Below are 24313 nucleotides of genomic sequence, written 5' to 3'. Positions count from 1 at the left end.
GGGCGTGGGGCTACGCGCCGACCTACAAGCGCGGACTTCATCGCCGGAAAGCTGTGGTAGTTACTCACGCTTCCGTTAAGTGACGAACGCGCGCACGATGGAGGGGTCCGCAGTCTCACCAGGACGAGAAGGGGGCGGGCGATGAAGGCAAATGTCGGCGACTACCTCGTGGTAAAGGGCACAACCACGGAACGGCATGATCAACATGCTGAGATCATCGAGGTTCGCTCGCAAGACGGCTCGCCGCCATACGTGGTGCGTTGGCTGGTGACCGGGCACGAGGCGACGGTGTACCCCGGGTCTGACGCGGTGGTCGTCACCGCCGCTGAGCATACGGAGGCCGCACGACGCACTGCCGCGCGGGCCCGCCACGCCGCCACAACCGACACAGCGGTTCCGTGAGATTTGCTGGACCAAGAGTAATTCGACGAGAGTCAGGTGTGTCGGCCAACATGGCCAGCTCACCCGGGTTCGGCCGTTCCGAACGGTTACCCGCTTCAGTCGGAAAACCGACCCGCGATGCGTGTGTCGACTTCCAAACCGCTGGCGTCTTCGGGGATCTGTGGTTAGTCCAGCTTCGACATCTCGGTCTTCGAGGCCGCCGCTCCGGTGGAGAGCATAGCGGCTTCGTCGTTCCGACCCCCGGATGCTTGCGGTGTTGCTCGTTCCAAAAACCGGAGCAGTTCGACGGGGAAGGGAAGCACCAGGGTCGAGTTCTTCTCCGCGGCGACTTCGACCACGGTTTCTAAGAGCCGCAACTGAAGCGCAGCCGGGTGCACGGCCATCGTCTCCGCCGCTTGGGCCAGTTTTTCAGATGCCTGTAGTTCACCGTCAGCGGTGATAACCCGAGCGCGCCGCTCACGCTCCGCCTCGGCTTGGCGCGCGATCGACCGCTTCATCGAATCCGGCAGTACTACATCCTTGATTTCCACGCGGTCGATGTGAATACCCCAGCCCACCGCGGGGCTGTCGATCATCAACTCCAGGCCCTGATTGAGACCCTCGCGGTTGCAGAGTAGGTCGTCCAGGTCGCTTTTGCCGATGATTGAACGCAGCGACGTCTGCGCGACCTGGCCAATAGCGGACACGTAGTCCTGTACGTCGACAACCACACGCACCGGATCCGCAACCTTGAAATAGATGACAGCATCCACACGCACGGTCACGTTGTCGCGCGTGATGCCATCCTGGGCGGGCACCGGCATCGTAATGATCTGCATGTTCACCTTCTTGAGGCGATCGGCGATTGGAATCAGCATCGTGAGCCCCGGTCCACGGACCCCGGTTTGGGCACGTCCGAAACGAAAGACGACGCCTTGTTCGAATTGCTTGACGACCCGAACGTTTGTGCCCAGCCAGAGCACACCAAGGCCGAACGCTGCGGCCAATGCGTAAAGGATGATCATTATGTCCACTTCCACCCGGCAAGACCTGTCAGTGCTTCTCGGCGAGTCCGGGCGACTTACAGCCGACGAAACGTCGAGATCCCTCCAGTATGGGCCGATCACTGCAGACGTGCTGGGACCTCCGATCGAGGTCACGGCTGTGGCCCCCAGCGCAGGGTCAGGCTAGATCGTCCGTACAGTGCCCCCGGTCGTCGGGCAGCATGCCGAAGTCGCCGGTTCGCCTGCACGGCAAGACGTTTGCGGTTGTTGACGGGAACGCGAGTACAGTAGTTCGATGGTCGTCGCCCCGTCCAATGAGCGGATGATCGCTGGGGTCGCCGCCGCGACCGTCTCGCTCGGAATAGCCCAGCTGGTGGGCGTCCCGTTCGGTGCGCGAGCCGATGCGCGTGCTGCGATCGGCTCAGTGGCCGTCGACCTGACACCGGGTCCCATCAAAGAGTGGGCCATTCAGACCCTGGGCTCGCTGGACAAACTCTTCGTGGCCGTCGTTGTGCTCGTGGTGATCGCTACGATCGCTGCAATTGCTGGGACCCTTGAGACTCAGCGTCGCCCGCTCGGTAGCGCCATGGTCGGCGGGGCGGGCGTCCTCGGATGCCTTGCGGTGCTGTCGCGGCAGGGTGCGACAGCACTCGACACCATCCCCACCGTCGCGGGCGCCGCCTGCGGCGTGGCGACCCTTCGCCTGCTCACCCGTCGGTTTTGGCCCGCCCTGGGAGACCCGGGGGACGGGGCCGACCACGACGAGCCGGATGCCGGCCGGCGCAGGTTGATCATGTTGGGATTGCTCGGATTCGGAGTAGTGAGTGGCGCGGCGGGTGCGGTCATCACGCGGTTGGTGCATTCGGTGGCCGCTGACCGCATCAGCTTCACACTTCCCCGACCGCGCACATCGGCGCCACCAATACCTGCTGATGTGCAACCGAACGGCGTTGCGCTACCGAGCTTTGTCACCGCCGGCGCCGACTTTTACCGGGTGGACACCGCACTCAGTGTTCCCCAACTCAGCCACGGCGACTGGCGGTTGCGCATCCACGGCATGGTGGACCACGAAGCCACCTACAGCTTCGACGACCTCGCCCACTTTGACCTGGTCGAAACGGTGACGACGTTAACCTGCGTGTCGAATCCCGTTGGGGGCAAATTGATTTCGACGGGTATCTGGACAGGCTACCGGGTGGCCGATCTGTTGGCGGCGGCGGGCGTGCACGCGGATGCCGATATGGTCCTCTCGACGTCGATCGACGGGTTCACCGCCGGCACGCCGGTGCAGGCGCTCACCGATGGCCGCGACGCGCTTCTGGCCGTCGGCCTCAACGGTCAGCCGCTGCCGATCGAGCATGGCTACCCGGCCCGGCTGGTGGTACCCGGGCTCTACGGGTACGTGTCGGCCACCAAGTGGGTCGTCGAGATGGAGCTGACCCGCTTCGACAGAGCGGCGGCGTATTGGACGCGGCAGGGCTGGGCACCGCGCGCACCCATCAAGACGGAGTCGCGGATCGACGTGCCGAAAAGTGGCCAGAGGGTGCCGATCGGGCCCGTGGTGTTCGGCGGTGTCGCGTGGGCCCAGAATCGTGGGGTGCGGGCCGTGGAGGTCCTCATCGACAATGGCGGGTGGCAACCCGCGCAACAGGGTGCCAGTTATTCCAACGAGACATGGCGATTGTGGAGCTTTCCCTGGCAGGCGAAAAGCCCCGGGAGACACAGCATCACCGTGCGCGCGACCGACAACACCGGCGCTACTCAGACGGCAGATCGGGTTGGTGCCGTCCCCGACGGCGCCACCGGCTGGCACACGGTGGACTTCACCGTGGCGTAGAGGTGAAGCGCTATTTTGACGAGAGTCTCCGCCAACTGAATAGCGCAATCACGATGCCGATCAGCACCGTGATCGGGCCAATGATGGACCAGGTCGTGGTGTTGCTCATCGGGCTTCCGCCGAGCACTCCAAATCCCTGGAGCGCCCAGATCAGTCCGAACACTGCGACAATCAACCCAACCGCGAATGTAACGACGAAAGCCCTTCGCATATAGGGATCCTACGCGGCAGAGAGGGGATATCGCGCCCTTGACCCCGCAGACCGCGCAGGCCATGGCTGGTTTCAAGGATTTCCCAGGGTCGGTTGGATCGCCTGTACTGATCCGCCAAGCAACAGTGGCACGTTGATTGACGTTGTCCCCTTGCCCCCGCGGCTGGCTTCATAGGAGCTGACCTGTCGGCGGGCCGGGTCGTTAAAACTGGTGCCCGGCATCCGCAGGAAGGTTCTCGTAACCACGCGGATGAGGTCGACGTCCCCAGCCATGTAGTGCCACTGCATCTTCCATCAAGCAAAATCCTGCGCAATCATGCCGTTCGGTGATCACCGCGCAGGTGGTCAGCGATCACTTCAGTGGTCAGCGCCAGATAGTGGCATCGCGCCCGGCCGCATATCCACCGGTACCGTCGGCGCGGGGGTTAATACGCATTAATTACGCTATCTCATAAGGTATCTGGGTAACCGCGACGGCCGGGAACCTGCTCCGGCGCTGCTGGGCAGCCCAATCCCATGCGCGTTACGCGTCAAGGTAAGCATGCTGTGACCCAATCACTTCGACACCTGCATAAAATTTGCTTCGGCCCGTAGCGTTCCAACGGATACTGGTTATATTCGGGCTTGGTTGTGAACGAGGGGGATCGATGCGGTGTGCCAAGGGCCGGCTTCGTCGTTCTCATCGGGTACGGGCTGAACTCGGACTGGTTGAAGAATGTATTCGCCGGTGGTGTTGACCAAAGTCAATTCCACGCAGTGAGTTTGGGCACTAGAACGAAGAAGTTGAGCCAATGGGGTCGCCGAGAGCAGCCGATTGTCGATGTCACGAATCGCTCTCGGCGATGCGCTGCTGCACGGCGACATCAACGCTTTCTTGCGGTACGTCTCTGGGTCCGCTGGCTAGCCCTTAACCCAGAGGTTGATGGCGCCTATCAGCATGAGCGTGACGGCGCAGATCAGGCTTACGGCTGCGTCCCGCCATTGCCTCCGGACTCGGCAGTAAGGCGAGGTCACCGCAGCGGGACCAGCGTGTTTCCCGCGCGAACCGTTCGGTTGTGGAAAACTTCAGCGCGATCAGAGGGAGAGGCGCGTGACGACCACCCATACCGAACGGCTCCCGCTGCTGACCCGGCGCGACCGCATCATCATCACCATTACCGTGATCGCGTCCATGGCGACAGGGGTTCTCAACTTCACCCACGCGAATGCAGTGCTGGCGTTCACCATCTCCGCACTCGCGTTGGCCACACTGGCATCTCTGGTCGGCCGTTCGGTGGAGGCGCTCGGAGACCGGCTCGGGCCCAACGCCACTGGGATATTGCAGACGGCGCTGGGAAACCTGCCCGAGTTGTTCGTCATCCTGTTCGCACTCAAGGCAGGCCTTTACGGCGTGGTGAAGGCCACCATCGTCGGCTCGATTCTCTCCAACGCGCTGCTCGTGCTCGGGCTCGCATTCGTGGCCGGCGGGATCAAGCACGGCCGCCAGCGCTTCGCCGCCGACGACGGGCGCACCCTCGGACTGATGTTCACCCTCGCGGTGTTCATCCTGGCCGTCCCCTCGCTCACCGCTGCAATACACACCCCGGCGCAACAGCACGAACGGGCGGTGTCGGTCGTCGTCTCCATCGTCATGCTCACGCTGTTCGCACTCTCGCTGCCCGCCACACTCGGAAACCGGACCCCCGACTCGGCGCTGCAAGCCGGTCATAGCCCCTCCAGAGCGACCTCTCCCATTGTGGCCAGCCCCGAATCGGCCGAAGCCGCCAGTGCCGCGACAGCTCACGGCGAGTGGCCGCTGGCGATGGCCATCGGCATGCTGGCCGGCGCCGGTATAGGTGCGGCCTTCGTGTCGGAATGGTTCGTCGCCGCCCTCGAGCCAGCGATGCATGCAGCGGGAATCAACGAGGTTTTCGCCGGCCTGGTGATCGTGGCCATCGCCGGCAACGCGGTGGAGAATTTCGTCGGCATTCAGCTGGCTGCCAAGAACCAGATGGACTACGCGGTTCAGGTGGTCCTCCAGTCGCCCGTCCAGATCGCGCTCACCGTCGCCCCGATCGTCTGCCTGGCGGCGGTATGGCTCGGCCAGCCCGGTTTCGATCTGGTGTTCTCGCCGCTGCTGTTGGCGTCGATGATTATGTCGGCGCTGGTCGCGGTGCTGGTCACTTTCGACGGCGAGTCGACCTGGTTCGAGGGAGCAGTGCTCATCGCGCTCTATGTGGCGATCGCCACGTCGTTCTGGTGGGGATGAGCGGCCCCAACGGTCTGATGGTCCGCCCTCCAATCACCCGAAGGCGAAACGACAAGCATCACCCGAAGCAATACATTTGGCCCGTCGAGTGTGTAGTCGGCTTGGATGGCGTCGGGACTTCGAGGAACCTACGTCCGACACGGCCGTTGGTTCAGACCGCGACGAGCAGGCTGGCTGCAAAGATACTCAGGGACTTGCCCATCTAGGAAAGGTGGACGCTACAGACGTTCGCCTCGCCGTTGATCAGGTCAGCAGCTTTCTCGGCGAGCATGATCGTAGGAGCGTTGGTATTGCCACGCGGCACGACAGGCATTACCGAGGCGTCGACCACTCGCAGACCTTCGACACCGCGCACACGTAATTGCGGGTCTACCACGGAAAACTCACCGCTACCCATCGCACACGTGCCCACCGGGTGATACATCGTCTGGGTGCGGGCGCGGGCGGCCTGTGTGAACTCGGCGCCGTCAGTGCAGCGCGTCGGAAAGAACAGGGCGCCCAAGTGTGATGCGAGCGGACCGGAGGTGCTCATGTCCATGAACGCCTCGGCGCCTGCGAGCACGGCCTCGAAGTCTCCGGGTTCCCGAAACAGTCCGAGGTCGATCAACGGGGTATCTGAGGCGTTGGCAGAGCGCAACCGCACCGTGCCTCTGCTCACCGGATCGAGCAGCGACACCGTCCCGGTAAACGACGGAGTTGAGGGCGGCACCAGACCGTCAGCGAAGGCCATTGGTGCCACATGGATTTCGATATTGGGCGTTACCGTATCGCCCGTCGTGCTGCAGAATGCACCGACATCGCACAGCGCCGAGTTCAGCGGCCCGGGCTCACCGGCCTGGAATTGTGCCATGGCCTTGGGATTAAGGGCGAGGGCCAGCATATCGGTGGCATCGCGGGTACTCCAGATCATGGGCAGTGTCGGGTGATCGTGCAGATTGGCGCCAACTCCGGGCAGATCCGCCGCTACATCGATGTCCTGCGCACGCAGATGTTGGGCCGGGCCGATGCCCGAAAGCATCAGCAGTTGAGGCGAGTTGATGGCCCCGGCGCTGAGCAGCACCTCCCCCGCCGCGTGCGCCACACGCCGTGCACCATCGTGGTCATAGACCACACCGACCGCGCGCTCGCCATTGAGCAGGATGCGGTGAACCAGGGCGCGCGTCCGGACGGTCAGATTCTCCCGCTCCAGCGCCGGGCGCAGGTAGGCATCCGCCGCCGAGCAACGCCTGCCCTGCGCCTGGGTGAGTTGAAACGGGCCGACACCGATCTGCTGCACCCCATTGAAGTCGTCGGTTCTCGGTAGCCCCCAGGCCGTCGCGGACTCCATCCACTTCAGGTTGAGGTCGTGCAGATAAACCGGGTCCTGCACATGCAGTGGGCCATCCACGCCGTGCAGCGGTCCGTGTAGCCGCGCGTTGTGTTCGGCGCGGACAAAATATGGCAGCACCTCGTCGTAGCGCCAGCCCGCGGCTCCGTAGTCGGCGTCCCAACCGTCGTAGTCCAGCCGGTTACCGCGGATGTAGACCATCGCGTTCATCGAGGAGCAGCCACCGAGCACACGCCCCCGCGGTATGCAGACGCTGGTGCCCGTTCCGGACTGCTTCACCGACCGGTACGCCCAGTCCATCTCGGTGCCGAACAGCGTGCCGAACAAGGCCGGAATATGCACCTCGGGCGGGGAGTCCTCGCCGCCGGCCTCCAGCAGTAGCACCCGGGTCGACGCGTCAGCGCTGAGCCGATTGGCTAGCACGCAGCCCGCACTGCCGGCGCCGACCACGATGTGGTCGAACTCATCAGATTTGGGCATGGCAAAACCCCTTCGTAGACAGAGCGAATCGAGCAGAAAGCGACAGGAGTGGGTAGTTGCGGTCAGGTCTTCGTGCCGCGGTTAGTCTTAACGAGCCGTGGTAGCCGCCCGGTGCCCGGGTCAGCCAGGCCGAGTATGCGTGCGACGGCGCGGCGCGCGCGCATCGCAGCTCTCTTGTCGGCGAACAGCTGCACGGCGAGGTTCATCGCCGTGAACGTACCGATCAACTCGAAAACCACCTGCGCGACATCAGTGCTCGGGGGCAGGTGCCCAGCGTCGCGGGCCTCGCCAATGGCGTGTGACAGCTTGTCCTGCCATCGTCCAAACAGCTCGGCCACCGCCGCGCGCACCGGTCCGCCGCGAGCATCGAATTCGACCGCTGCGGTGGTGAACAGGCAACCGCCCGGGAAGGATTCTCCTTCATTCAGCAGATACCGAATCCAGCCCTCGCAGAGCGCCAGCACGCGCGGTAGACCCTGGTCCACATGCCCGGCTGGCTCGAAAGCGATGGCCTCGAACACCTCGTAGCCTTTATCCAAGGTGGCGATCTGCAGCGTTTCCTTCGCGCCGAAATGGCCGATCACACCGGCCTTGCTCATGTTCAGGTCGGCGGCCAGCCGACCGAGGGTCAGTCCATCGAGTCCCTCGACCGAGGCGATCGCCACGCTACGAGTCAGGATGCGATCACGAGTGCGTGCGGCCTCCACAGCAGACGCTCTAGGCGACATAGCAGTCACCATAGAACAGACTTCCCTACTTAAGCAACCGATCGATCGGACGCTAAATACATTTGGCCGGTGGGGCGAGCGGGGCTCGAACCCGCGACCAACGGATTATGAGTCCCTAGCCAATTCGTCGAAGACCAGGAGACACCGTTTAGCTTCGACGCATCAAATCGCGTGTGAGACAATGAATCTGGCCGTTGCCGGTACGGTTACAGTACGCCCTGAGTACGGCTACACATCGCCCCTGGTCGCCGGGGTGAGCCGGGCTAAGCGGATGTTAGCTAGAGGCAAGCCGCTAATACGCGAACCCCTGCAGTTTTAACTTCGGTTGGGCACGAAAATGTTCAGATCGTGGCCGTCGAACGTAGCTGCTCAATTTCGGCCGTGTCGTAGCCGGCCAGGCGGGTGAGCACCTCTTCCGTATGCTGCCCGACGTGCGGCGCTCCTGGCGGTGCGAATCCGTCGTCGGGATTGGTCTTTATGCACGTGCCCACCATCCTCTTCGCGGTCCCGTCAGGCTGTGCTTGCTCGTAGACAAGTCGGCGAGCCTTCGTGTGGTCGTCGTCGAACAGATCGGCGCCCAAAAACGCCGGCGCACCGGCGATATCGGTCGCGACAAAGAAGTCGGTCCATTCCCGGCGAGTGCGGGCCTTGAAGATCGCCGTCAACTCGTTGCGCAGCCAAGCCTCTGCCTCAACATCCTCTCCCGGCTTCTGGCGGCCCGGTTCGTATAGATCCATCCTGTCGAGTGACTCGCAGAACCTCAGCCAGAACTTGTCCTCGAGGGCATTGAACACCACATAGTTGCCATCGCGCGTTTCGTAGTACTGGTATCTAAGCGAAGCGCGGATTCCCTCGCCGTAAGCCGGTTGACCGTTGGCCAGCGCCGAGAGGTGTTGAAAGTTCCAGTTGATCGCGGCATCAACTTGCGCTACTTCGATGTACTGCGCCCTGCAGTCTCGCCCCGCAGCGTGCAGCCCGGCGAGTACACCCATCGCTGCGTACAGCGGTCCCGCCAGAACACCGGTTGTGCCTGTCGCCGCTCCCGAAAGACGTGGGGTTCCGTCCGCCGCGATGATCGGCGGACTCAACCCCGCGAAACAGTCGAAGGACAGCCCGTGTGTGGGTAATCGGGTGTACGGCCCATAGCTGCCCATGCCGTTGAGCACGCAATAAACAACTGTCGGGTTGACTGCGACGATGTCGTCGTAGCTGAAGCCCAGCCGGTGCGCGGTTCCGTAACGAAGTCCGTCGATCACCACGGCCGATCTCGCGGCCAGGCGACGAAACGCATCTTGACCGTCAGTCGTTTTCAGGTTTATTGCCACACTCTTCTTGCCGCGGTTCCAGTGAGAGTCCTGCAGCTCGCCACCGGAAACCGCCGAACCGCGGAAACCACCGCCGCCAGGCGGCTCCACCTTGATCACCTCTGCGCCGAGGTCAGCCAGATGCCCGCCCAGTGCATCCGCGGAGAAGAGTGACACCTCGAGGACCCGGACATCTTTGAGAAGTTCCATAAGCGACCTTTCCTTCTCGGATTCCGGACGCAACGCGGCGCGGCGCGTCTTCAACAAGCGCGGTGCGACTACAGCATGGTGATTGATTTCAGCTCGGTGTATTCCTCGAAGCCCCAGCGACCCTGCTCTCGGCCGAGTCCACTTTGCTTGAAGCCGCCGAACGGCCCCCCGCCGTTGAACATGCCACGCGCCGGTAGAGACCAGCCGGGGCCCTGCCCTCCCCCCGGATTGGCTCCTAGATCGACACCGGGTGCGACAGTCTGCACCATGATGGTGCCGGTTCTGACCTGCCTCGCGACGTTGAATCCCTTCGCGGCGTTGCGGGTCATTACCAGACCTGCCAAACCGTAGATGGAGTCGTTCGCGATACGGATGGCTTCGTCTTCGGAGCGATAGGTCATCACCGACAGCACAGGCCCGAACACCTCGTCCTGACATAAGCGCATGTCGCTGCGGCAGTCGACAAATGCCGTCGGTTCGTAGTAGAAGCCGCGTTGGAGGTGTTCGGGACGTTTGCCGCCGACCACCAGCCGCGCGCCGTCTTGTAGGCCCGCCTGAACGAAGGATTCGACTCGCCGACGCTGCTGATCCCTGATCAGCGGACCAACAACGGTCGTGGGATCGCGCGGATCCCCGACCGTGATCATTGGAGCCATGGCTTTAAGGCCCTCGACATAGGCGTCGAGCAGGTGCTCGGGCAACAGAAGTCGAGACGTGACGGTGCATGCCTGTCCGGCATGCATCAGCACCTGCCCGAATCCTGTTCCCGCAACGTCGCTTTCGGTGACATCGTCGAGGACGATATGCGCGCTCTTGCCGCCCAGCTCCAGCTGTGCGCGTTTCATCGTTGCCGCCGATAGTTCACGAATGCGCCGACCGATCGCCGTCGAACCGGTGAACCCAATCATGTCAACGCCTTTGTGGGTACACAGCTCCTCTCCCACTTCCGCACCGCCCACAACCACATTGAACACACCGGGCGGAAGGCCGGCTTCCTCGCTGACCTTGGCCAACTCCAGGGCGTTCATCGGGGTCCACGGGTGAGGCTTGAGCACCACAGTGCAGCCGACGGCCAAGGCCGCCAGGCACTTTTGAATGTTGATCGAAAAAGGAAAGTTGAAGGGCGTGATGACGCCGACCACCCCGACCGGTTCGCGAACGACCGTCACGCCGCCCAGGCCAGTCGGTGAAACTATGGGCCCGCCCGGTGTCTCCACCCACTTCACATCGTGTTCGACGAACTCGCCGTAATAGTGGGCCGCCTCGATCGCGCCGCCAACCTGAATCAGGTCCGTGATGAAGCCGGTCGAGCCGATCTCGGCGACGACTAGCTCCCGAAGCTCCGCTTTGCGCTCGTCGAGGATCTCAGCGAATCGCTTGATGATCTTCGCCCGCTCCCGGACGGAGATCCACGGCCACGGACCTTCGTCGAACGCTCGCCGGGCAGCCTCGATCGCCATTGCCGCCTGCTTTGGTCCACCGTCGACGACTCGTCCGATCAACTCTTCATTGGACGGATCGATGACCTCGATGGTGCCGAGGGCGTTGTCGCTCAACCACTTACCATCGATGAAGCTCTGGTACTCACGCATCAAACAATCCCTCAGCCAGTGAGAAAATTGCTACGCCAGGGTCGGATACGCGGCGGGCTCAAAGTCGAAGACCCGGCGAGCATTACCCTGCAGCACTTTGTACTTGTCGAGGTCGGACCGGCCGTCGAGTGCCTTATGAGCGGCCTGAAGGGAGTTGGGCCACAGGCTGTCGGTGTGCGGATAATCCGTTTCAATCATCACATTGTCGACGCCGATGGAGTCGAGGTTAGCCGCCCCGAAGTCATCCTCAATGAAGCAGCCATACATGTGGTCGCGGAAAAGCTGGCGCGGTGACTCCGGAAAAATCTCGGGGTCGGTGGGCACCGGGGTCAAGCGCATCGTGGCCGGATCGACCGCCCAGTTGTTGGCGCGCAGGTACTGGTAGTCGGTGGCGACATGTTCTGCACGCTCGATGAGGTAGGGGATCCAGCCGATGCCGCCCTCGGCCAGCACGATCTTCAGGTCGGGGTACTTCTGAAGCTTGCCCGAGAACAACCAATCCGTGGTTGAGTTCGCGAGATTGAGGTTGATGTTGACCGCCTGAACCCCGAAAGGTGCGTCAGGGGATGTGGTCGGGCTAACCGACGACGAGCCGATGTGCGTGCACAGCGGCATCTTCGTCTCGTTCACCGCCGCGAAGAAGTCGTCCCATGCCCCCGAGTGGATGGACGGAAATCCCAACGGGTGCAGGTTCTCCGAGAAGGCAATGGCTTTGGCACCCTTGCCGGCGCACCGTAGCGTCTCCTCGACGGCCAAACGGGTATCCCACAACGGAACGATGACCATGGGGATGTAGCGACCGGGCGCCGCCGCGCACCACTCATCTATGACGAAGTCGTTGTACGCCCGCACGCACTTGAGACCCAGATCGCGGTCACCGAGGTGGGCGAACATCTGACCACAGAACCTTGGGAAGAACGGAAAGTTCAGTCCCGCGATCACATGATCCTCGTCCATGTCAGGGATGCGGGCCACCGGGTCGAAGTATGCGCGGGGCATATCGTCGTAATTCACTGGAAGCGGGGAATACTCGGCCGGCCTTTGGTGAGCCGCGACCAAGATGCCCAGCACCGACGCGCGCGCTTGCTCGTAGACCCACGTATCGACGCCGTCGATGCGCTCGACGTGTGGCACTCGATCGCGGTCGGCGGCCGATGCGCGGTCGACCCATAGATTCGGTGGCTCGATGATGTGGTCATCGACGGAGATCATCCATTGAAGATCTTGCTTGTCCACAAGTTCCTCCTTGATTTCGCTATTACGTTGGCTGCGAGACGATATCGGCGGTCGCCTGCCGCCTCTCACCGGCTGATGCCGGCACCCGGCGTGAAGACGACGGGCAGGGCGCGGTAGCCCCGGGTGACCGAGTTCCCGTGAAAATCAACTTTTGCCCCAGGGGGGATGGCGTAGTCGGGTATCCGATTCAGGGTCTGCTCGACGCCCACCCGAAACTCGAGCCGGGCGAGATTGGAGCCCAGACAGCGATGGACGCCGGCTCCGAACCCGAGGTGACGATTTGTCTGCCGGTCGAGAATGCACTTGTTCGGCTCGTCGAACTCGCGCGCGTCGCGGTTGGCGGCCGCATAGTTCACGACGACCGTCTCTCCGGGACAGAACTTGTGGTCGCTTAGTTCAACCTCTTCTGCGACTGAGCGATGCAGTCCGTGGACCGAACCGGCGAACCGGATGAATTCCTCTATCGCCACGGGCATCAACCCGGCTTCGCGTACGAGTCGGTCGCGATCCGCGGAATGGGTGCCCAGATAGAAGAAGGCGAACGACATTGCACTAGAGGTCGTTTCGAGCCCCGCTTGCACCAGCAGCATCACATTCGCGACAACGTCGTCGAAGCTCAATTTCTCGCCGTCGATCTCGGCGGCTAGTAGAACGTCGATCAGGTCATCACGCGGCGGTTCACCACGACGCTTGTCGATCTCCTCGCGTACGCGGAGGTAGAGATTCGTCATCGAACCGTTTCGGATCTCTTCGCTCTCACCATTGATCGCGAGGTCGGCTGTCTCGATGTAGAGCGGCACGTCCTCAACGGGCATGCCGAGTACGTACCGGAAGAACACGATTCCAGGTTGCTGCCATGCAACGTCTGCGAGATCGCCGCTGCCCAGCTCGATGAAATTGTCGATCAACCCATCGGTGACCGCACGCACCTGAGGTTCCAGCTCCTTCATTCGGCCCGGAGAGAAATACGGATTGAGAACTTTGCGAAGCTGTTGCTGCCGTGGGGGATCCAAGGTGATCACGATGTCGCCGAACGACATCGGGTTGCCCTCGAGTCCCAGGGGCTTGCTGGAGAAGCTGCGCCAGTTCCGCAAAATCTCGTAGCAGTCGTCGTAGCGGGTGGCGATCCACGCGCCCCCCGGCGTGGGGCCCAGGAATGGCACGTCCTGGTGACTGAACGGTCCGTTCTCCTGCATCACCGAGTAGACCTCGTAGAGGAATTCTTGATCGTTGAAATCCTCGTGACGAAGGTCGAGGTTCCGGGCGTGTTCCTCCGGTGATTTGCTCACCATAGGTAGTCCTTTCCGCCCCCGCCGACCTCGAGACACCGCCAGCGGTCAGCCCGGCCAGACAGCCACCATCGAGAGGCCGACCACATTCCAGGCACGCCGCAATCGTGCCGCCGTCCACGTGCCATCTGCGCCGGCCCTCAGATTTCTCGCACACGCCGAAATTCGCTTTGGCAGCACAGTAAATCGTCGGCCCCGCGGAGTCAAGTCGCACTCGATAACTACCTGAAAGCACTTAGGATCGACGCGCCCGCGCAGGGCGCGAACGGGCGGCACGCGTGCAGGCGTCCCCTCAGCCGACGGCTGCTCGCTAAAGTATGTGTGATGACCACAGGCGCGCGGCGGCGAGTTCGCGACAAGGACGGCAAACAACGAGCCCTCCTTGAAGCAGCCGCTGAAGTGTTTGCCGAAGCGGGATACGCGGCCGCCGCGACGAAGGAGATCGCCCGTCGTGCGGGCTGCTCCGAGGCGATGCTGTTCCACTACTTCGTAGACAAGCGAGGCATCTTCGAGCAAGTCGTTTCTCGACAGATCGCGGACCTGGTCAGTGAGGCAGAAGAGCAAGTCGTGGCGGATCTGCCTACGCGCTTCGAGGACTATATCGAGCGGCTTTTCTTTGCGAGATTAAGGATCGATGACCGGGACAGCGGCGTTCCCGGCTGGGACATCTCCGGTCGGGCGTTGTCAGATCCCGACTTCTCGCTGCGGGTGCTGCAACCCAATCACGCACGCCGTACGGCCGTGATTGCCGAAGGCGTTCGCCACTATCAGGCCGCGGGGCAGATCCGGGCCGACGTCGACGCCGACCTGTTCGCCGAGCTGCTGGCCAATTTCATCATTTTCACGACGAGCCTCGGACCACGCTGGTTTGGTACGGCCGAGTCAGACATCCGCGCGCAGATCGAACTGGGTTCGCAAATCCTCGCCAAAGGGGTAAGCACGTCCACTACGAAGCCGCCCGCCAAACGCAGCGGGCGGGTCCAACGGTCCCCCAAGGTGCGTGCGGCCGACTGAAAGCCCCAACGACTCAACCCTGGCCAGGGTTATCGAGTCGCACTTGACACGTCAGCTTTCCCGTCGCTAGCGTCGTTGCCAACCAAGCCGTAGCCATGCGGATGCAGAACGCTCTGCTCGACCGGCACGAGCGTGAGGACAGGAAGTGGCGTGTGTGCACTCATCGGGGTGGGTAACGCACTTCAGCAGACATTGACACGGAAAGCCACACGATGATCGCTCTGCGTGGGATTCGTGTCGTCGAGTGGGCGACGGAAATTTCGGGCCCGTACTGCACCAAGTTGTTCGCCGACCTCGGAGCGGAGGTCATCAAGATAGAGGATTCGGACGGGGATCCGTTCCGCCGCAGGACGATTGGCGATCAACACGAAGCCGGCGCGCTGTTCAAATTCTTAAACGCCGGCAAGCGGTCGGTCGTTGGCACTTCGCTGGCCGACCTGGAGCCCCAGATCGTTTCCGCCGATGTGTTCGTCGATTCTCTGGGCCCCGAAGCACTCGACCGCGAGGCCCTCCTACAGCGAGCGCCACACCTGGTGATCGTGGCGCTCTCTCCTTACGGCTTGACCGGACCGTACCGGGACCGACCCTCGACGGAGTTCACGATCCAGGCCGAGAGCGGAACCCTGGCGTTGCGAGGTCGTCCGGACCAACCGCCCATTCAAGCCGGCGGCCGAGTCTTCGAATGGGTAATGGCCAGCTACGCCGCCGTCGCGGCGCTTGGTGCATTGCGGCGAGTTCAACTCGGAGGCGCAGGCGAAATCGTGGACTGCTCATTGCTGGAGACGTGTCACCTCAGCGCCAGCGGATTCGCCGACCTCTACCACGAGTTGGCCGGTCGTCCCCGTTTGACCGTGCCGGCGCGACAGGTTGAAATCCCTTCCATCGAACCAACGGCGGACGGATGGGTGGGCTTCAATACCAATACCCGCCAACAATTCGAGTCGTTCCTGGCAATGATCGGCCGACTGGATCTGCTCGACGAGGACCAAGCCTGGGCCGCCGCCACGACGCGATGGGAACGCCGGGAGGAGTGGAATCGGATTGTGCGGGAATGGACGGCGCAACGTTCCACAGACGAGATCGTCGCGTTGGCCTCCGATCTGCGGATCCCCGTCTCACCCGTCAACAATGGCCAGACCGTGTTGGACCACCTTCAGTTCGCGGCGCGCGGCGTGTGGGGCAGGTATGCCGACGGCAGCTTTACCCACCCGTTGGCGCCGTACCGGATCAATGGCCGACGCCCCTCCCCCACCGCCGGCGCTCCCCCGCTCGGCGAAATGGCAAAAGTACCTGCCCACAACAGGATTACGACCACAGCCGACGGTGCACCACGACTTCCTCTGGAGGGCATACGAATTCTCGACGCGACAGCGTGGTGGGCGGGTCCCTGCTCCACCCACATTCTCGCCGCGCTCGGCGCTGAGGTCATTCACCTGGAGTCGACGGACCACCCCGACGGCGCACGGATGGCGGCCGCGGCGTTTGCAAATCAGTCTCAGTGGTGGGAGCGGTCGGGGATGTACTTGGCGACCAACGCCAACAAGCAAGGGCTCACGCTCGACCTGTCTTCGCCCGAAGGGCGGGGGCTGCTTTTCGGGCTTGTCGAACGCTCGGACATTCTGGTCGAGAACTTCTCGCCCCGCGTCTTCGACAATTTCGCCATCACGTGGGAGGCCGTCAGTGAGCGGAACCCCCGAATCGTGATGGTCCGCATGCCTGCCTTCGGGCTCGACGGACCGTGGCGCAACAACGTGGGTTTCGCGCAAACGATGGAGCAGATGACTGGAATGGCGTGGGTGACCGGTCACGAGTACGACCAGCCGCGAATCCCCAGAGGCCCGTGTGACCCACTGGCTGGAATGCACTCCGCATTCGCCATGCTGGCCGGACTTCGGCGACGCGACGAAACCGGCCAAGGGTGCTTCATCGAAGTATCGATGGTTGAGTCCGCGCTCAACGCCGCCGCCGAGCAGGTTGTCGAATTCACCGCCTACGGGAACCTGATATCGCGATTGGGAAACCGCAGCCGTGACGCTGCCCCACAAGGGCTCTATCCGTGCGCGGGAACCGAACGATGGCTGGCGATCTCGGTCGCCACGGACGAGCAGTGGCGCCTACTCAAGTCGGCTCTGCGCGAACCGGATTGGGCAAACGACCCCGCGTTGGACACTTATGACGGGCGCGTGCGGGCACATGATGTGATCGATAAGCACCTCGAGCAATGGGCTGCCCAATACGATTCCGCGGCCGCCGCACAGTTGCTCGTTGAACGTGGTATTCCGGCTGCAGATTTGGCAGACGCCAGGGTCGGTTCGATGCACCCTCAGCTGGCAGCACGGGGCTTCTTCGAAAGCCTCGACCATCCCATCGTGGGACGGCATCACGTGCCTGCGATTCCCTTCAGGTACCGCAGCGTTGAGACGTGGTATCGGTCGGCAGCGCCGACCTTAGGGCAGCACAACGCGAGCATCCTCGGCGACCTACTGGGCCTCAACTCCGCATTGATTGCAGCGCTCACAGAAAAAGGAGTCATCGGGACCAGCCCAGGCGGATTGGACTAGACAACGTGAAACTTCATGTCGACAGGGAAACGTGCCAAGGCCACAGCCGTTGTTACGCGGCGTATCCCGAATTGTTCGACATCGACGACGAAGGGACCGCCGTCGTGACCATGGAAGATATCCCGTCCCGGTGGGAAGACCGGGCGCACAACGCAATCGCGAACTGCCCGGAGCGTGCCATACATATCCTCGAGGAGTCGCCATGAAGACCAAGGGAGCAGTTCTGTGGGGGCCGAACGAGAGGTGGTCGGTGGAAGAGATCGAACTCGATCCGCCACAGGAAGGCGAGCTACTCGTCGAGTTCGAAGCCACCGGTCTATGCCACTCCGACCACCACATCCGCACCGGCGATATGTTCGGGGTGAGTTTCCCCTTGATAGGTGGGCACGAAGGGGCGGGCGTCGTTCAGGAGGTTGGTCCGGGAGTCCGCGATATGGCGGCGGGAGACCACGTGGTCACGTCGTTCCTACCGGCGTGCGGCCGCTGCCGCTGGTGCGCCACGGGCCGTCAGAACCTCTGTGATTACGGGGCGATCATCCTGGCGGGGGTCCAGGCCGACGGTACCTTTCGGCGCCGAGCCAGAGGACGGGGCATCGGGGCGCTCTCGGGCGTTGGAAGTTTCGCGCAGTGGGGTGTGTTGTCGGAGGCTTCCGTCGTCAAGATCGACGACGATGTGCCGCTGTCGCGCGCATGTCTTCTCGGTTGCGGCATCACCACCGGCTGGGGTTCGGCCGTGAATACCGCCAACGTCAGTCCCGGCGACGTGGTTCTCGTGGTCGGCTGCGGAGGGATCGGCTGCGGTGCCATTCAGGGCGCGCGGCTGGCAGGAGCGGAGCATATCGTCGTGGTGGATATCGAACCGAACAAGCGCGACAAAGCGTTTCAGTTCGGGGCCACACACTTTGCCACCTCGATGGAGGAAGCAACCCAGTTAGTCGGTGAGATCACGCACGGGGTCATGGCCGACTCGGCCATCCTCACGCCAGGTGTGCTCGAAGGCGCGATGATCAACGACGCGCTCAACGTGGTGCGGAAGGGCGGTGCCGTGGTGGCCACCGCCCTGGCATCGATGTCCGACGTGACGCCGACGCTGCCCCTGACGTTGTTCACGCTGTTCCAGAAACGCCTGCTGGGCAGCCTGTACGGCGAAGCCAACCCGCGGGCCGACATCCCTCGACTGATCAGCCTCTATCGAAGCGGCAAGCTGTTGCTCGACGAAGCCGTGACCACGGAGTACAAGCTCGACGACGTCAATGAGGCCTACGACGACATGCTCGCCGGCCGCAACATTCGCGGGGTGATCATCCACGAGCACTGATGTGTCGAGAGGCAGATCCGCATCATCTTTTAGCCCGCGCAGGTGATCCACCTACTCGCAGTGAAAGGATACATTTTATGTCTTCGCCAGCGGATATCGTCCGCCACTTCTGCGCTTTGATGGAGAAGCGAGACGCCGAAGCGTTACGTCCCCTGCTCGCCGAAGGGGCCGTTTATCAGAACGTCGGAATGCCTTCCTTCACCGGACCGGACGCCATCGTGGAGAACATGGCGGCCCAGTTCGCTATGTTCCCGGACGCCTACGCCTTCGAGATCGTGAACCTCGCCAGCGACGGTTCCGTGGTGCTCACCGAACGCCTGGACTACATCCAGACTCCGGATGGACGCAAGCCGGCCATCCCCGTAATGGGGACCTTCGTCGTCGATGGCGACGGGAGGATCACACGCTGGACCGACTACTTCGACCTGAATCTGACGATCAAGCTGCTTCAAGGCGAGGACATCAGCGCACTGGTGCCCGCGTCCGCATGAGTTGGCACATCATGATTCGAACTTAGCTGAGGATTAGGAGCCATGCGGGTGCCACGGGCCGTCGCCAAATTCAATCGTCGAGTCACCAATCCAGCGGCTCGGTCGATCACGCCGTGGCTTCCGTACCAAGGGACGCTCGAACATGTCGGACGCAAATCAGGCACGCGTTATCTAACGCCGCTGTTGGTCTTTCCCACCCCCGACGGCTTCGTCGTCCTCATCGGGTACGGGCTGCATTCGGACTGGGTGAAGAATGTTTTGGCCGGCGGACAGGCGGTATTGCACAGGCGCGGCAGTAGTATCGAGCTGGTCAATCCTCGTCTTGTGAGTAAGGCCGAGGGCGCAGCGATCGTTTCGGGGCCATCAGGGATGTTCTACCGCCTGTTTCCGTATAACGAAGCAGCGATGGTGTTGACCAAGGTCGATTCCACGCAGTGACTTTGGGATCACAACTACCCAGTCCAGACACCAGCCGCCGCGGTGCCCCAATACCGACGCGACCGCCGCAACTCCAAGAGGCTCGCGGGGAGTGTTGAGGATCAACCGAAACACTGTCAGGCATCACCCGAAGCCGAAACGTCAAGCATCACCCGAGGGCGGGCGACGGCCTGTTGTAGATTCGCCTACTTGTCTAGCGGCTGGTACAGGGCGGTCGGCACCGGAGCCTGGTGTGCGACGTTTCGATTGAGGGAAGGCGGCGGCGACCCCTGACGAACGGTAGTCGCTTAGCGTAGGAGGATGGCATGAACGGTCACTCGCCTCGGCGGGCCAGGTAGCCGGTGCGGACGCACGGTTGGCAAGGCGCCCCGCCCAAAAGCGACGAGGAAGCCGTCGAGCGGATCCTTGGGGCGGCACGACGCGCCATCGATGCCCGCGGTATCGGCATGCGACTGACCGACGTCGCACGCGACCTTGGCGTGACCCGGCAGACGGTCTACCGCTACTTCCCCAGCGCCGAGGACCTCTTGGTGGCCACGGCGGTGTCAGATGCTGGGCCTTTCCTCGATGGCCTGACGCGGCACCTGGCCGGCATCCACGATCCCGCGGAGGCGGTCATCGAGGCGATCGCCCATGCACTCGAACAGTTACCCCAGGAGAAGTACCTCGGCCTGCTGCTCACCTCCGATCAGAAGGGGGCGTTCTTCGCGGGTGTGACCTCCGATGTGGCGCGGTCATTCGGTCGGCTGATGATCGACCGATTCGAAGTCGATTGGAGGGCGGCAGGCTTCGACGATGAGACCCTCGACCGATTGGTCGAACACATGTTGCGCGTGCTCCAGTCCCTCGTCATTGATCCTGCGCACCCCGTTCGCGACGCTGAACAGCTGCGGGACTACCTGCGTGAGTGGGTTGCTCCGGCGATCACGCATCACCGCAAGCGCCGCCCGAGTGAGCGCACTAGGCGCGGTAACACGCACGTTCGTTCCTGATTCGGCAATAGCGGCCGCGGCCCGGTTAAGCGGTCGCGGCTCGACGTGGATCGGCGCCGATATCTCCTGCTACCGATCCAGTGCCCGTCGTCGCCGCATACGCGCCGATGACCACCGCGATCGACAGCACGAACGTCACGACCGCATACGAGAACGATCCAGTTGGTGCACCGCCGGCAGTCACCCCGTGGGTGGCCGCAATGTAGTCCGGCAGGGCAGCAGCCCAAAACGCCACGCACGCAATCAGATACACCACCGCACTGATGAGTCCGAAGTAATCTCTGCGCATTACGGCGGGCACCGACGCCGGATCGGCGATACGCGAACGGTATGACGCGACGAACACCCATAACGTCACCACGCCGCACACGGCGATCAGCAACCATGTCCCGACCAGCCGTCCGGTCTCGATCGACGCGCCCGCCAGGTCGATCAACGTCGCGGGCGCCGAAAACAGGAACTGCAAGGGCCACACGCAGACGCAGACGATGACGACGTCACGCAACAGTCGCCACCGACCACTGCGCATCCGTGACACCAACAGTGTCAACAGAGCCAGACCGAACGGTAGCCCGATGGAGAAGGCCTGAAGGTTCACCAGCGGGACGACTCCCAATGCGGGCTGCGACGTCGAAAGCTCCTGGTTCCACACCCACCATCGGAACTGCACGCCAACGGTATCCACGATCTCGTAGAGACAATGAAAGACAAATGCCACACACGCCGCGCCGATGACCGGATGATAGCGGCGCAGAACCCCGGTGCGCTGCACCAGAACCCAGGCCAGATACGCGTACGCCGGGTACATCGCCACGATGTACAGCGGTAAGCGGTCGTAGAGGAACTGCACAGAGAACTGGTTGTGCACAAAGGTCAGACCCATCGGTTTCTCGAGCCCGAACCACTGCGGAAAGTAGGCGATCGGCTCGATCAGCAGCAGGCTGAAAATCGAGCAGATCCATAACACCAGGTTCGAGGACTCCGTCGTGGTTCGCCGCCACCACAACGCGTGCAGCAACGACGCCACCGCGCTGGCGATGAGCAGCAGTTCAATGACGGGCATCGTCCAACTTTGCAGATCGAGCGGATTGGTGAAGGTGATGATCGGGTTGCCGTCACACTGCAATCCCCCCAGGCCGGCTGACAGCCGCGCGAACTCCGCGGTGCAAGTGTTCATGGCATGCCTCCAAGATGCGGCTGGCACGACCATACATAGTCGCGTTAGTGTCTTGTCAATACAACGGTAGGGCGTATTCCGACGACCACCCGGAGGGATCGATTGTGACAGTCACCGATGGCCGCTTGGGGTACGACCTGATCGACGACGCCCTGACACGGCGCGCGCTGAAGGTGGTGCTGGACAAGACCACCGACTTGGCCGAGGACGTGCTACGCGTGCCACTGAACTACTACAACGACGCCAAGCTGACCGAGATCGAGGAGTCACAAATCTTGCGCCGAACACCGCTTGCGGTGCTGCCGAGTGCGCAGGTCCGCAACGCCAACGATTACGTCGTCCGCTCAGTGCTCGGCCAGTCGCTGTTGATCACCCGCGACAAGGACGGGACCAGCCACGTTTTCCTCAACTACTGCCGGCACCGTGGGGCCATGCCTGCCTGCGGATCGGGCAATGCCACCCGCTTTACCTGCCCGTACCACTCGTGGACCTACAAGAACACCGGCGCATTGGTTACCGTCCCGGGCAAATCGGGATTCGCCGGGGTGGAGTTCGCCGACTACGGACTCGTAGAGTTGCCGAACGAGGAAAAGTACGGCTTCATCTGGGCGGTGCTCACCGCCGGCGGTGTCATTGACGTGAACGCGCACCTGGGAGAGGTAGCACCTCAGTTGGCACAGTTGAAGTACGACTCATTCGGTTACCACGACTTTCGCGAATTCGACTCTGAGGTGTCCTGGAAGGGAGCCTTGGAGGCTTTCGCTGAGGGCTACCATTTCCCGTTCGTGCACGGCGAGAGTCTCATCGGGATCAACGCACTACCCAACACTCACATCTACGACGAGTACGGCAAGCACCACCGCATCGGGTTTCCGTTCCACTGGATCACCAAGCTCGCCGAAGATCCGAGCGGCTCCTGGGACGTCCGCGACAACATGGGCCTCATTTACTGGATCTACCCCAACCTGATCCTGGCCAACAGCTCGGTCGGAGTGGAGATCATCGACATGCTGCCAGCTGGCTCACCCACCAGGTGCACGGTGCGCCACACCTGGATGGCCCGCTATCCCGCGACGAACGACGAGACACGCGCCGGCTACGACGCCATCTTTGCCGCCGTCCACGCCGCGGTCCGCGACGAGGACTTCGCCATGTTGCCGCAGTGTGGGGAAGCGGTCCGCATGGCCCAGCATGACCACATGCTCATCGGCCGCAACGAAATTGCGGTTCAGCACATGATCAAGGTGATCGCCGAGCAACTCGGCGTCGCCCTCGACTAGCCATAGACGTTGACATCTCCCCAGTCAGACGTTCGGCCAGTGAGGTACCGCAGGAGCCACCAATGCCCGATCTGAGAGTGCGCCGGCTGCGATTCGATTTCTCCGAACCCGTTCCGGTGGTATGGCATCCGGACAACCCTGCCTTCTCGCATGCCGTCAACCTGATGTCATTCACCGCGATCTGCTTCGAGAAGATGATCGTCGAAGCCGTCAAGGAGGCTAGACCGCACTTCACCGACTCCGAGGTGGCTGCAGAAGCCAATGCGTTCCTGCGCCAGGAGGCGCAACACGCCAGCGCCCATCGACAGCACATCGGTGCATTGATAAGCCGATACCCGGGCCTGCAGAACACCCTCGATGCGATCATGGCCTCCTACGACGAGATGACGAAGGTTAGGTCATTGGCCTATCGATTGGCCTACATCGCCAATCTGGAGGCCACCTTCACCCCATCGTTTCGGTTCCTGCTCGACAACGACGACAAGATGTTCCGGCCCGGCGACGACCGCGTCGCGTCACTGTTGTTGTGGCACATGGTCGAAGAGATCGAGCACCGCAGTTCGGCGCTAATCATCTTCAATGCCGTCGTTGGCAAGCCGTTCTATCGCCTCCGCGTCGCGCCGAGCGTCATCCACCACATCATGGCCACCCTCGTTCCGCTCTATGTAGAGGGCATCAATGCCTACGTGCCGGCCAGCGAGAGGGTCCTCGATGCCCGATCGATGTCGGCGTCATGGCGCATCCGTCAATTGCTATACAAGTTAGCCAGGCGCGACCGTCCAGACAGCTCGCCGGTCGCCGGCATGCTGACCGATGTCAGCAGGAAAGACAAGATCGCGGCGTTGCGCGGCCTAATCCTGAGCCAGAATCCGTTCTTCGATCCCGCTGACGAGCGACTACCCGCGCTTGCCGACGAGTGGTTTGACCGCTACGAACGGGGAGATGACGTCACCCGGTGGTACGGCACCGAGGTGCCATCCGCACCATGAACTTCGCGAGGCGCGTCGTACGCGTCCTCGTCAGGATCTGCACCACAGACAACCGCGAGCTAGCTGCAGCCATGCCATTCAGCTCGGTTCACCGCCCCGCTGATTTTCGACGCGCTGGTCCCGACGATGCCCGACTGCGGGATGTGTCTTGATCTCGGCACGCTGGGCCCCATGTCAGTTGTCGACCGCCCGTGCAAGACTCAGCG

Annotated in this window: 21 protein-coding genes; 12 read left to right on the top strand and 9 right to left on the bottom strand. The window is 62.5% G+C overall.

Features of this window, described 5'->3' with window-relative positions; genetic code table 11:
• Positions 1 to 141: 141 nt before the first annotated feature.
• Positions 142 to 402 carry a DUF1918 domain-containing protein gene (locus tag AC5Y4F_RS05980; protein ID WP_499995496.1) on the top strand — a complete coding sequence of 87 codons (261 nt, stop codon included), beginning with the start codon at positions 142 to 144 and terminating at the stop codon, positions 400 to 402.
• Between the two features lie 164 nt (positions 403 to 566).
• Here AC5Y4F_RS05980 and AC5Y4F_RS05975 read toward each other — a convergent pair whose 3' ends face one another.
• Positions 567 to 1406, bottom strand: coding sequence for an SPFH domain-containing protein (locus tag AC5Y4F_RS05975; protein ID WP_499995494.1), 840 nt, complete (start codon positions 1404 to 1406; stop codon positions 567 to 569).
• 274 nt (positions 1407 to 1680) lie between these two features.
• On the opposite strand from AC5Y4F_RS05975, the gene AC5Y4F_RS05970 reads away from it, so the two are divergent.
• On the top strand, positions 1681 to 3222 hold the full coding sequence (locus AC5Y4F_RS05970; RefSeq protein ID WP_499995492.1) for a molybdopterin-dependent oxidoreductase: 1542 nt from the start codon (positions 1681 to 1683) through the stop codon (positions 3220 to 3222).
• 10 nt (positions 3223 to 3232) lie between these two features.
• Here AC5Y4F_RS05970 and AC5Y4F_RS05965 read toward each other — a convergent pair whose 3' ends face one another.
• Entirely contained in the window at positions 3233 to 3433 is a 201-nt protein-coding gene (locus tag AC5Y4F_RS05965) for a hypothetical protein (protein WP_067931175.1), read from the bottom strand.
• A 1090-nt stretch (positions 3434 to 4523) separates the two neighbouring features.
• On the opposite strand from AC5Y4F_RS05965, the gene cax reads away from it, so the two are divergent.
• On the top strand, positions 4524 to 5681 hold the full coding sequence (cax, locus tag AC5Y4F_RS05960; protein WP_499995489.1) for a calcium/proton exchanger: 1158 nt from the start codon (positions 4524 to 4526) through the stop codon (positions 5679 to 5681).
• A gap of 202 nt (positions 5682 to 5883) precedes the next feature.
• Here the strand turns inward: cax and AC5Y4F_RS05955 are convergent, their stop codons facing one another.
• The 6 genes from AC5Y4F_RS05955 to AC5Y4F_RS05930 all read right to left on the bottom strand — a co-directional run bounded on the left by AC5Y4F_RS05955 (position 5884) and on the right by AC5Y4F_RS05930 (position 13850).
• On the bottom strand, positions 5884 to 7488 hold the full coding sequence (locus AC5Y4F_RS05955; protein ID WP_067931180.1) for a GMC family oxidoreductase: 1605 nt from the start codon (positions 7486 to 7488) through the stop codon (positions 5884 to 5886).
• Positions 7489 to 7550: 62 nt separating this feature from the next.
• Positions 7551 to 8087 carry a TetR family transcriptional regulator C-terminal domain-containing protein gene (locus AC5Y4F_RS05950; protein WP_499995488.1) on the bottom strand — a complete coding sequence of 179 codons (537 nt, stop codon included), beginning with the start codon at positions 8085 to 8087 and terminating at the stop codon, positions 7551 to 7553.
• Between the two features lie 470 nt (positions 8088 to 8557).
• Entirely contained in the window at positions 8558 to 9730 is a 1173-nt protein-coding gene (locus AC5Y4F_RS05945) for a CaiB/BaiF CoA transferase family protein (protein WP_499995485.1), read from the bottom strand.
• Between the two features lie 68 nt (positions 9731 to 9798).
• Positions 9799 to 11322, bottom strand: coding sequence for an aldehyde dehydrogenase family protein (locus AC5Y4F_RS05940; protein ID WP_499995483.1), 1524 nt, complete (start codon positions 11320 to 11322; stop codon positions 9799 to 9801).
• 30 nt (positions 11323 to 11352) lie between these two features.
• Positions 11353 to 12558 (bottom strand): amidohydrolase family protein, encoded by a 1206-nt coding sequence (locus AC5Y4F_RS05935; protein WP_082947464.1) that lies wholly within the window; start codon positions 12556 to 12558, stop codon positions 11353 to 11355.
• 65 nt (positions 12559 to 12623) lie between these two features.
• On the bottom strand, positions 12624 to 13850 hold the full coding sequence (locus AC5Y4F_RS05930; RefSeq protein ID WP_197520464.1) for a cytochrome P450: 1227 nt from the start codon (positions 13848 to 13850) through the stop codon (positions 12624 to 12626).
• A 321-nt stretch (positions 13851 to 14171) separates the two neighbouring features.
• Here AC5Y4F_RS05930 and AC5Y4F_RS05925 point away from each other — a divergent pair, with 321 nt between their 5' ends.
• The 7 genes from AC5Y4F_RS05925 (at position 14172) to AC5Y4F_RS05895 (ending at position 20661) form a co-directional block, all read left to right on the top strand.
• Positions 14172 to 14861: a TetR/AcrR family transcriptional regulator gene (locus AC5Y4F_RS05925; RefSeq protein WP_067931191.1), complete on the top strand. Its 690-nt coding sequence runs from the start codon at positions 14172 to 14174 to the stop codon at positions 14859 to 14861.
• Positions 14862 to 15073: 212 nt separating this feature from the next.
• Positions 15074 to 17422 (top strand): CaiB/BaiF CoA transferase family protein, encoded by a 2349-nt coding sequence (locus tag AC5Y4F_RS05920; protein ID WP_499995478.1) that lies wholly within the window; start codon positions 15074 to 15076, stop codon positions 17420 to 17422.
• 5 nt (positions 17423 to 17427) lie between these two features.
• Complete coding sequence (locus AC5Y4F_RS05915) at positions 17428 to 17628, top strand: ferredoxin (protein WP_067931198.1); 201 nt, start codon at positions 17428 to 17430, stop codon at positions 17626 to 17628.
• A complete protein-coding gene (locus AC5Y4F_RS05910; RefSeq protein WP_499995476.1) occupies positions 17625 to 18740 on the top strand; it encodes an NDMA-dependent alcohol dehydrogenase in 1116 nt (371 codons plus the stop codon). The genes AC5Y4F_RS05915 and AC5Y4F_RS05910 overlap by 4 nt, the downstream gene beginning before the upstream one ends.
• A 77-nt stretch (positions 18741 to 18817) precedes the next feature.
• Complete coding sequence (locus AC5Y4F_RS05905; protein ID WP_499995474.1) at positions 18818 to 19231, top strand: limonene-1,2-epoxide hydrolase family protein; 414 nt, start codon at positions 18818 to 18820, stop codon at positions 19229 to 19231.
• Between the two features lie 42 nt (positions 19232 to 19273).
• A complete protein-coding gene (locus AC5Y4F_RS05900; RefSeq protein WP_067931206.1) occupies positions 19274 to 19669 on the top strand; it encodes a nitroreductase family deazaflavin-dependent oxidoreductase in 396 nt (131 codons plus the stop codon).
• 341 nt (positions 19670 to 20010) lie between these two features.
• Positions 20011 to 20661, top strand: coding sequence for a TetR/AcrR family transcriptional regulator (locus tag AC5Y4F_RS05895; RefSeq protein ID WP_067931209.1), 651 nt, complete (start codon positions 20011 to 20013; stop codon positions 20659 to 20661).
• Between the two features lie 25 nt (positions 20662 to 20686).
• Here AC5Y4F_RS05895 and AC5Y4F_RS05890 read toward each other — a convergent pair whose 3' ends face one another.
• On the bottom strand, positions 20687 to 21838 hold the full coding sequence (locus AC5Y4F_RS05890; RefSeq protein ID WP_499995473.1) for a hypothetical protein: 1152 nt from the start codon (positions 21836 to 21838) through the stop codon (positions 20687 to 20689).
• A gap of 104 nt (positions 21839 to 21942) precedes the next feature.
• Between AC5Y4F_RS05890 and AC5Y4F_RS05885 the strand changes: the two genes are divergently transcribed.
• Together AC5Y4F_RS05885 and AC5Y4F_RS05880 are read left to right on the top strand one after the other, a co-directional pair.
• Positions 21943 to 23118 carry an aromatic ring-hydroxylating oxygenase subunit alpha gene (locus AC5Y4F_RS05885; RefSeq protein WP_499995472.1) on the top strand — a complete coding sequence of 392 codons (1176 nt, stop codon included), beginning with the start codon at positions 21943 to 21945 and terminating at the stop codon, positions 23116 to 23118.
• A gap of 62 nt (positions 23119 to 23180) precedes the next feature.
• Entirely contained in the window at positions 23181 to 24107 is a 927-nt protein-coding gene (locus AC5Y4F_RS05880; protein ID WP_499995471.1) for a metal-dependent hydrolase, read from the top strand.
• Positions 24108 to 24313 lie beyond the last annotated feature (206 nt).

Source organism: Mycobacterium sp. NGS56 (genome assembly GCF_059812425.1).
The sequence above is the reverse complement of the archived record's forward strand: the minus strand, read 5'-3'. Positions and strand labels throughout refer to the sequence as shown.

Excerpts from the sequence above, each read along its gene's own strand:
- AC5Y4F_RS05880 (WP_499995471.1), top strand. The coding sequence starts at position 23,181 with ATGCCCGATCTGAGAGTGCGCCGGCTGCGATTCGATTTCTCCGAACCC.
- AC5Y4F_RS05925 (WP_067931191.1), top strand. The coding sequence starts at position 14,172 with ATGACCACAGGCGCGCGGCGGCGAGTTCGCGACAAGGACGGCAAACAA.
- AC5Y4F_RS05965 (WP_067931175.1), bottom strand. The coding sequence starts at position 3,433 with ATGCGAAGGGCTTTCGTCGTTACATTCGCGGTTGGGTTGATTGTCGCA.
- AC5Y4F_RS05975 (WP_499995494.1), bottom strand. The coding sequence starts at position 1,406 with ATGATCATCCTTTACGCATTGGCCGCAGCGTTCGGCCTTGGTGTGCTC.
- AC5Y4F_RS05955 (WP_067931180.1), bottom strand. The coding sequence starts at position 7,488 with ATGCCCAAATCTGATGAGTTCGACCACATCGTGGTCGGCGCCGGCAGT.
- AC5Y4F_RS05970 (WP_499995492.1), top strand. The coding sequence starts at position 1,681 with ATGGTCGTCGCCCCGTCCAATGAGCGGATGATCGCTGGGGTCGCCGCC.
- AC5Y4F_RS05980 (WP_499995496.1), top strand. The coding sequence starts at position 142 with ATGAAGGCAAATGTCGGCGACTACCTCGTGGTAAAGGGCACAACCACG.
- AC5Y4F_RS05950 (WP_499995488.1), bottom strand. The coding sequence starts at position 8,087 with ATGAGCAAGGCCGGTGTGATCGGCCATTTCGGCGCGAAGGAAACGCTG.
- AC5Y4F_RS05920 (WP_499995478.1), top strand. The coding sequence starts at position 15,074 with ATGATCGCTCTGCGTGGGATTCGTGTCGTCGAGTGGGCGACGGAAATT.
- AC5Y4F_RS05900 (WP_067931206.1), top strand. The coding sequence starts at position 19,274 with ATGCGGGTGCCACGGGCCGTCGCCAAATTCAATCGTCGAGTCACCAAT.
- AC5Y4F_RS05945 (WP_499995485.1), bottom strand. The coding sequence starts at position 9,730 with ATGGAACTTCTCAAAGATGTCCGGGTCCTCGAGGTGTCACTCTTCTCC.
- AC5Y4F_RS05930 (WP_197520464.1), bottom strand. The coding sequence starts at position 13,850 with ATGGTGAGCAAATCACCGGAGGAACACGCCCGGAACCTCGACCTTCGT.
- AC5Y4F_RS05910 (WP_499995476.1), top strand. The coding sequence starts at position 17,625 with ATGAAGACCAAGGGAGCAGTTCTGTGGGGGCCGAACGAGAGGTGGTCG.
- AC5Y4F_RS05890 (WP_499995473.1), bottom strand. The coding sequence starts at position 21,838 with ATGAACACTTGCACCGCGGAGTTCGCGCGGCTGTCAGCCGGCCTGGGG.
- AC5Y4F_RS05940 (WP_499995483.1), bottom strand. The coding sequence starts at position 11,322 with ATGCGTGAGTACCAGAGCTTCATCGATGGTAAGTGGTTGAGCGACAAC.
- AC5Y4F_RS05905 (WP_499995474.1), top strand. The coding sequence starts at position 18,818 with ATGTCTTCGCCAGCGGATATCGTCCGCCACTTCTGCGCTTTGATGGAG.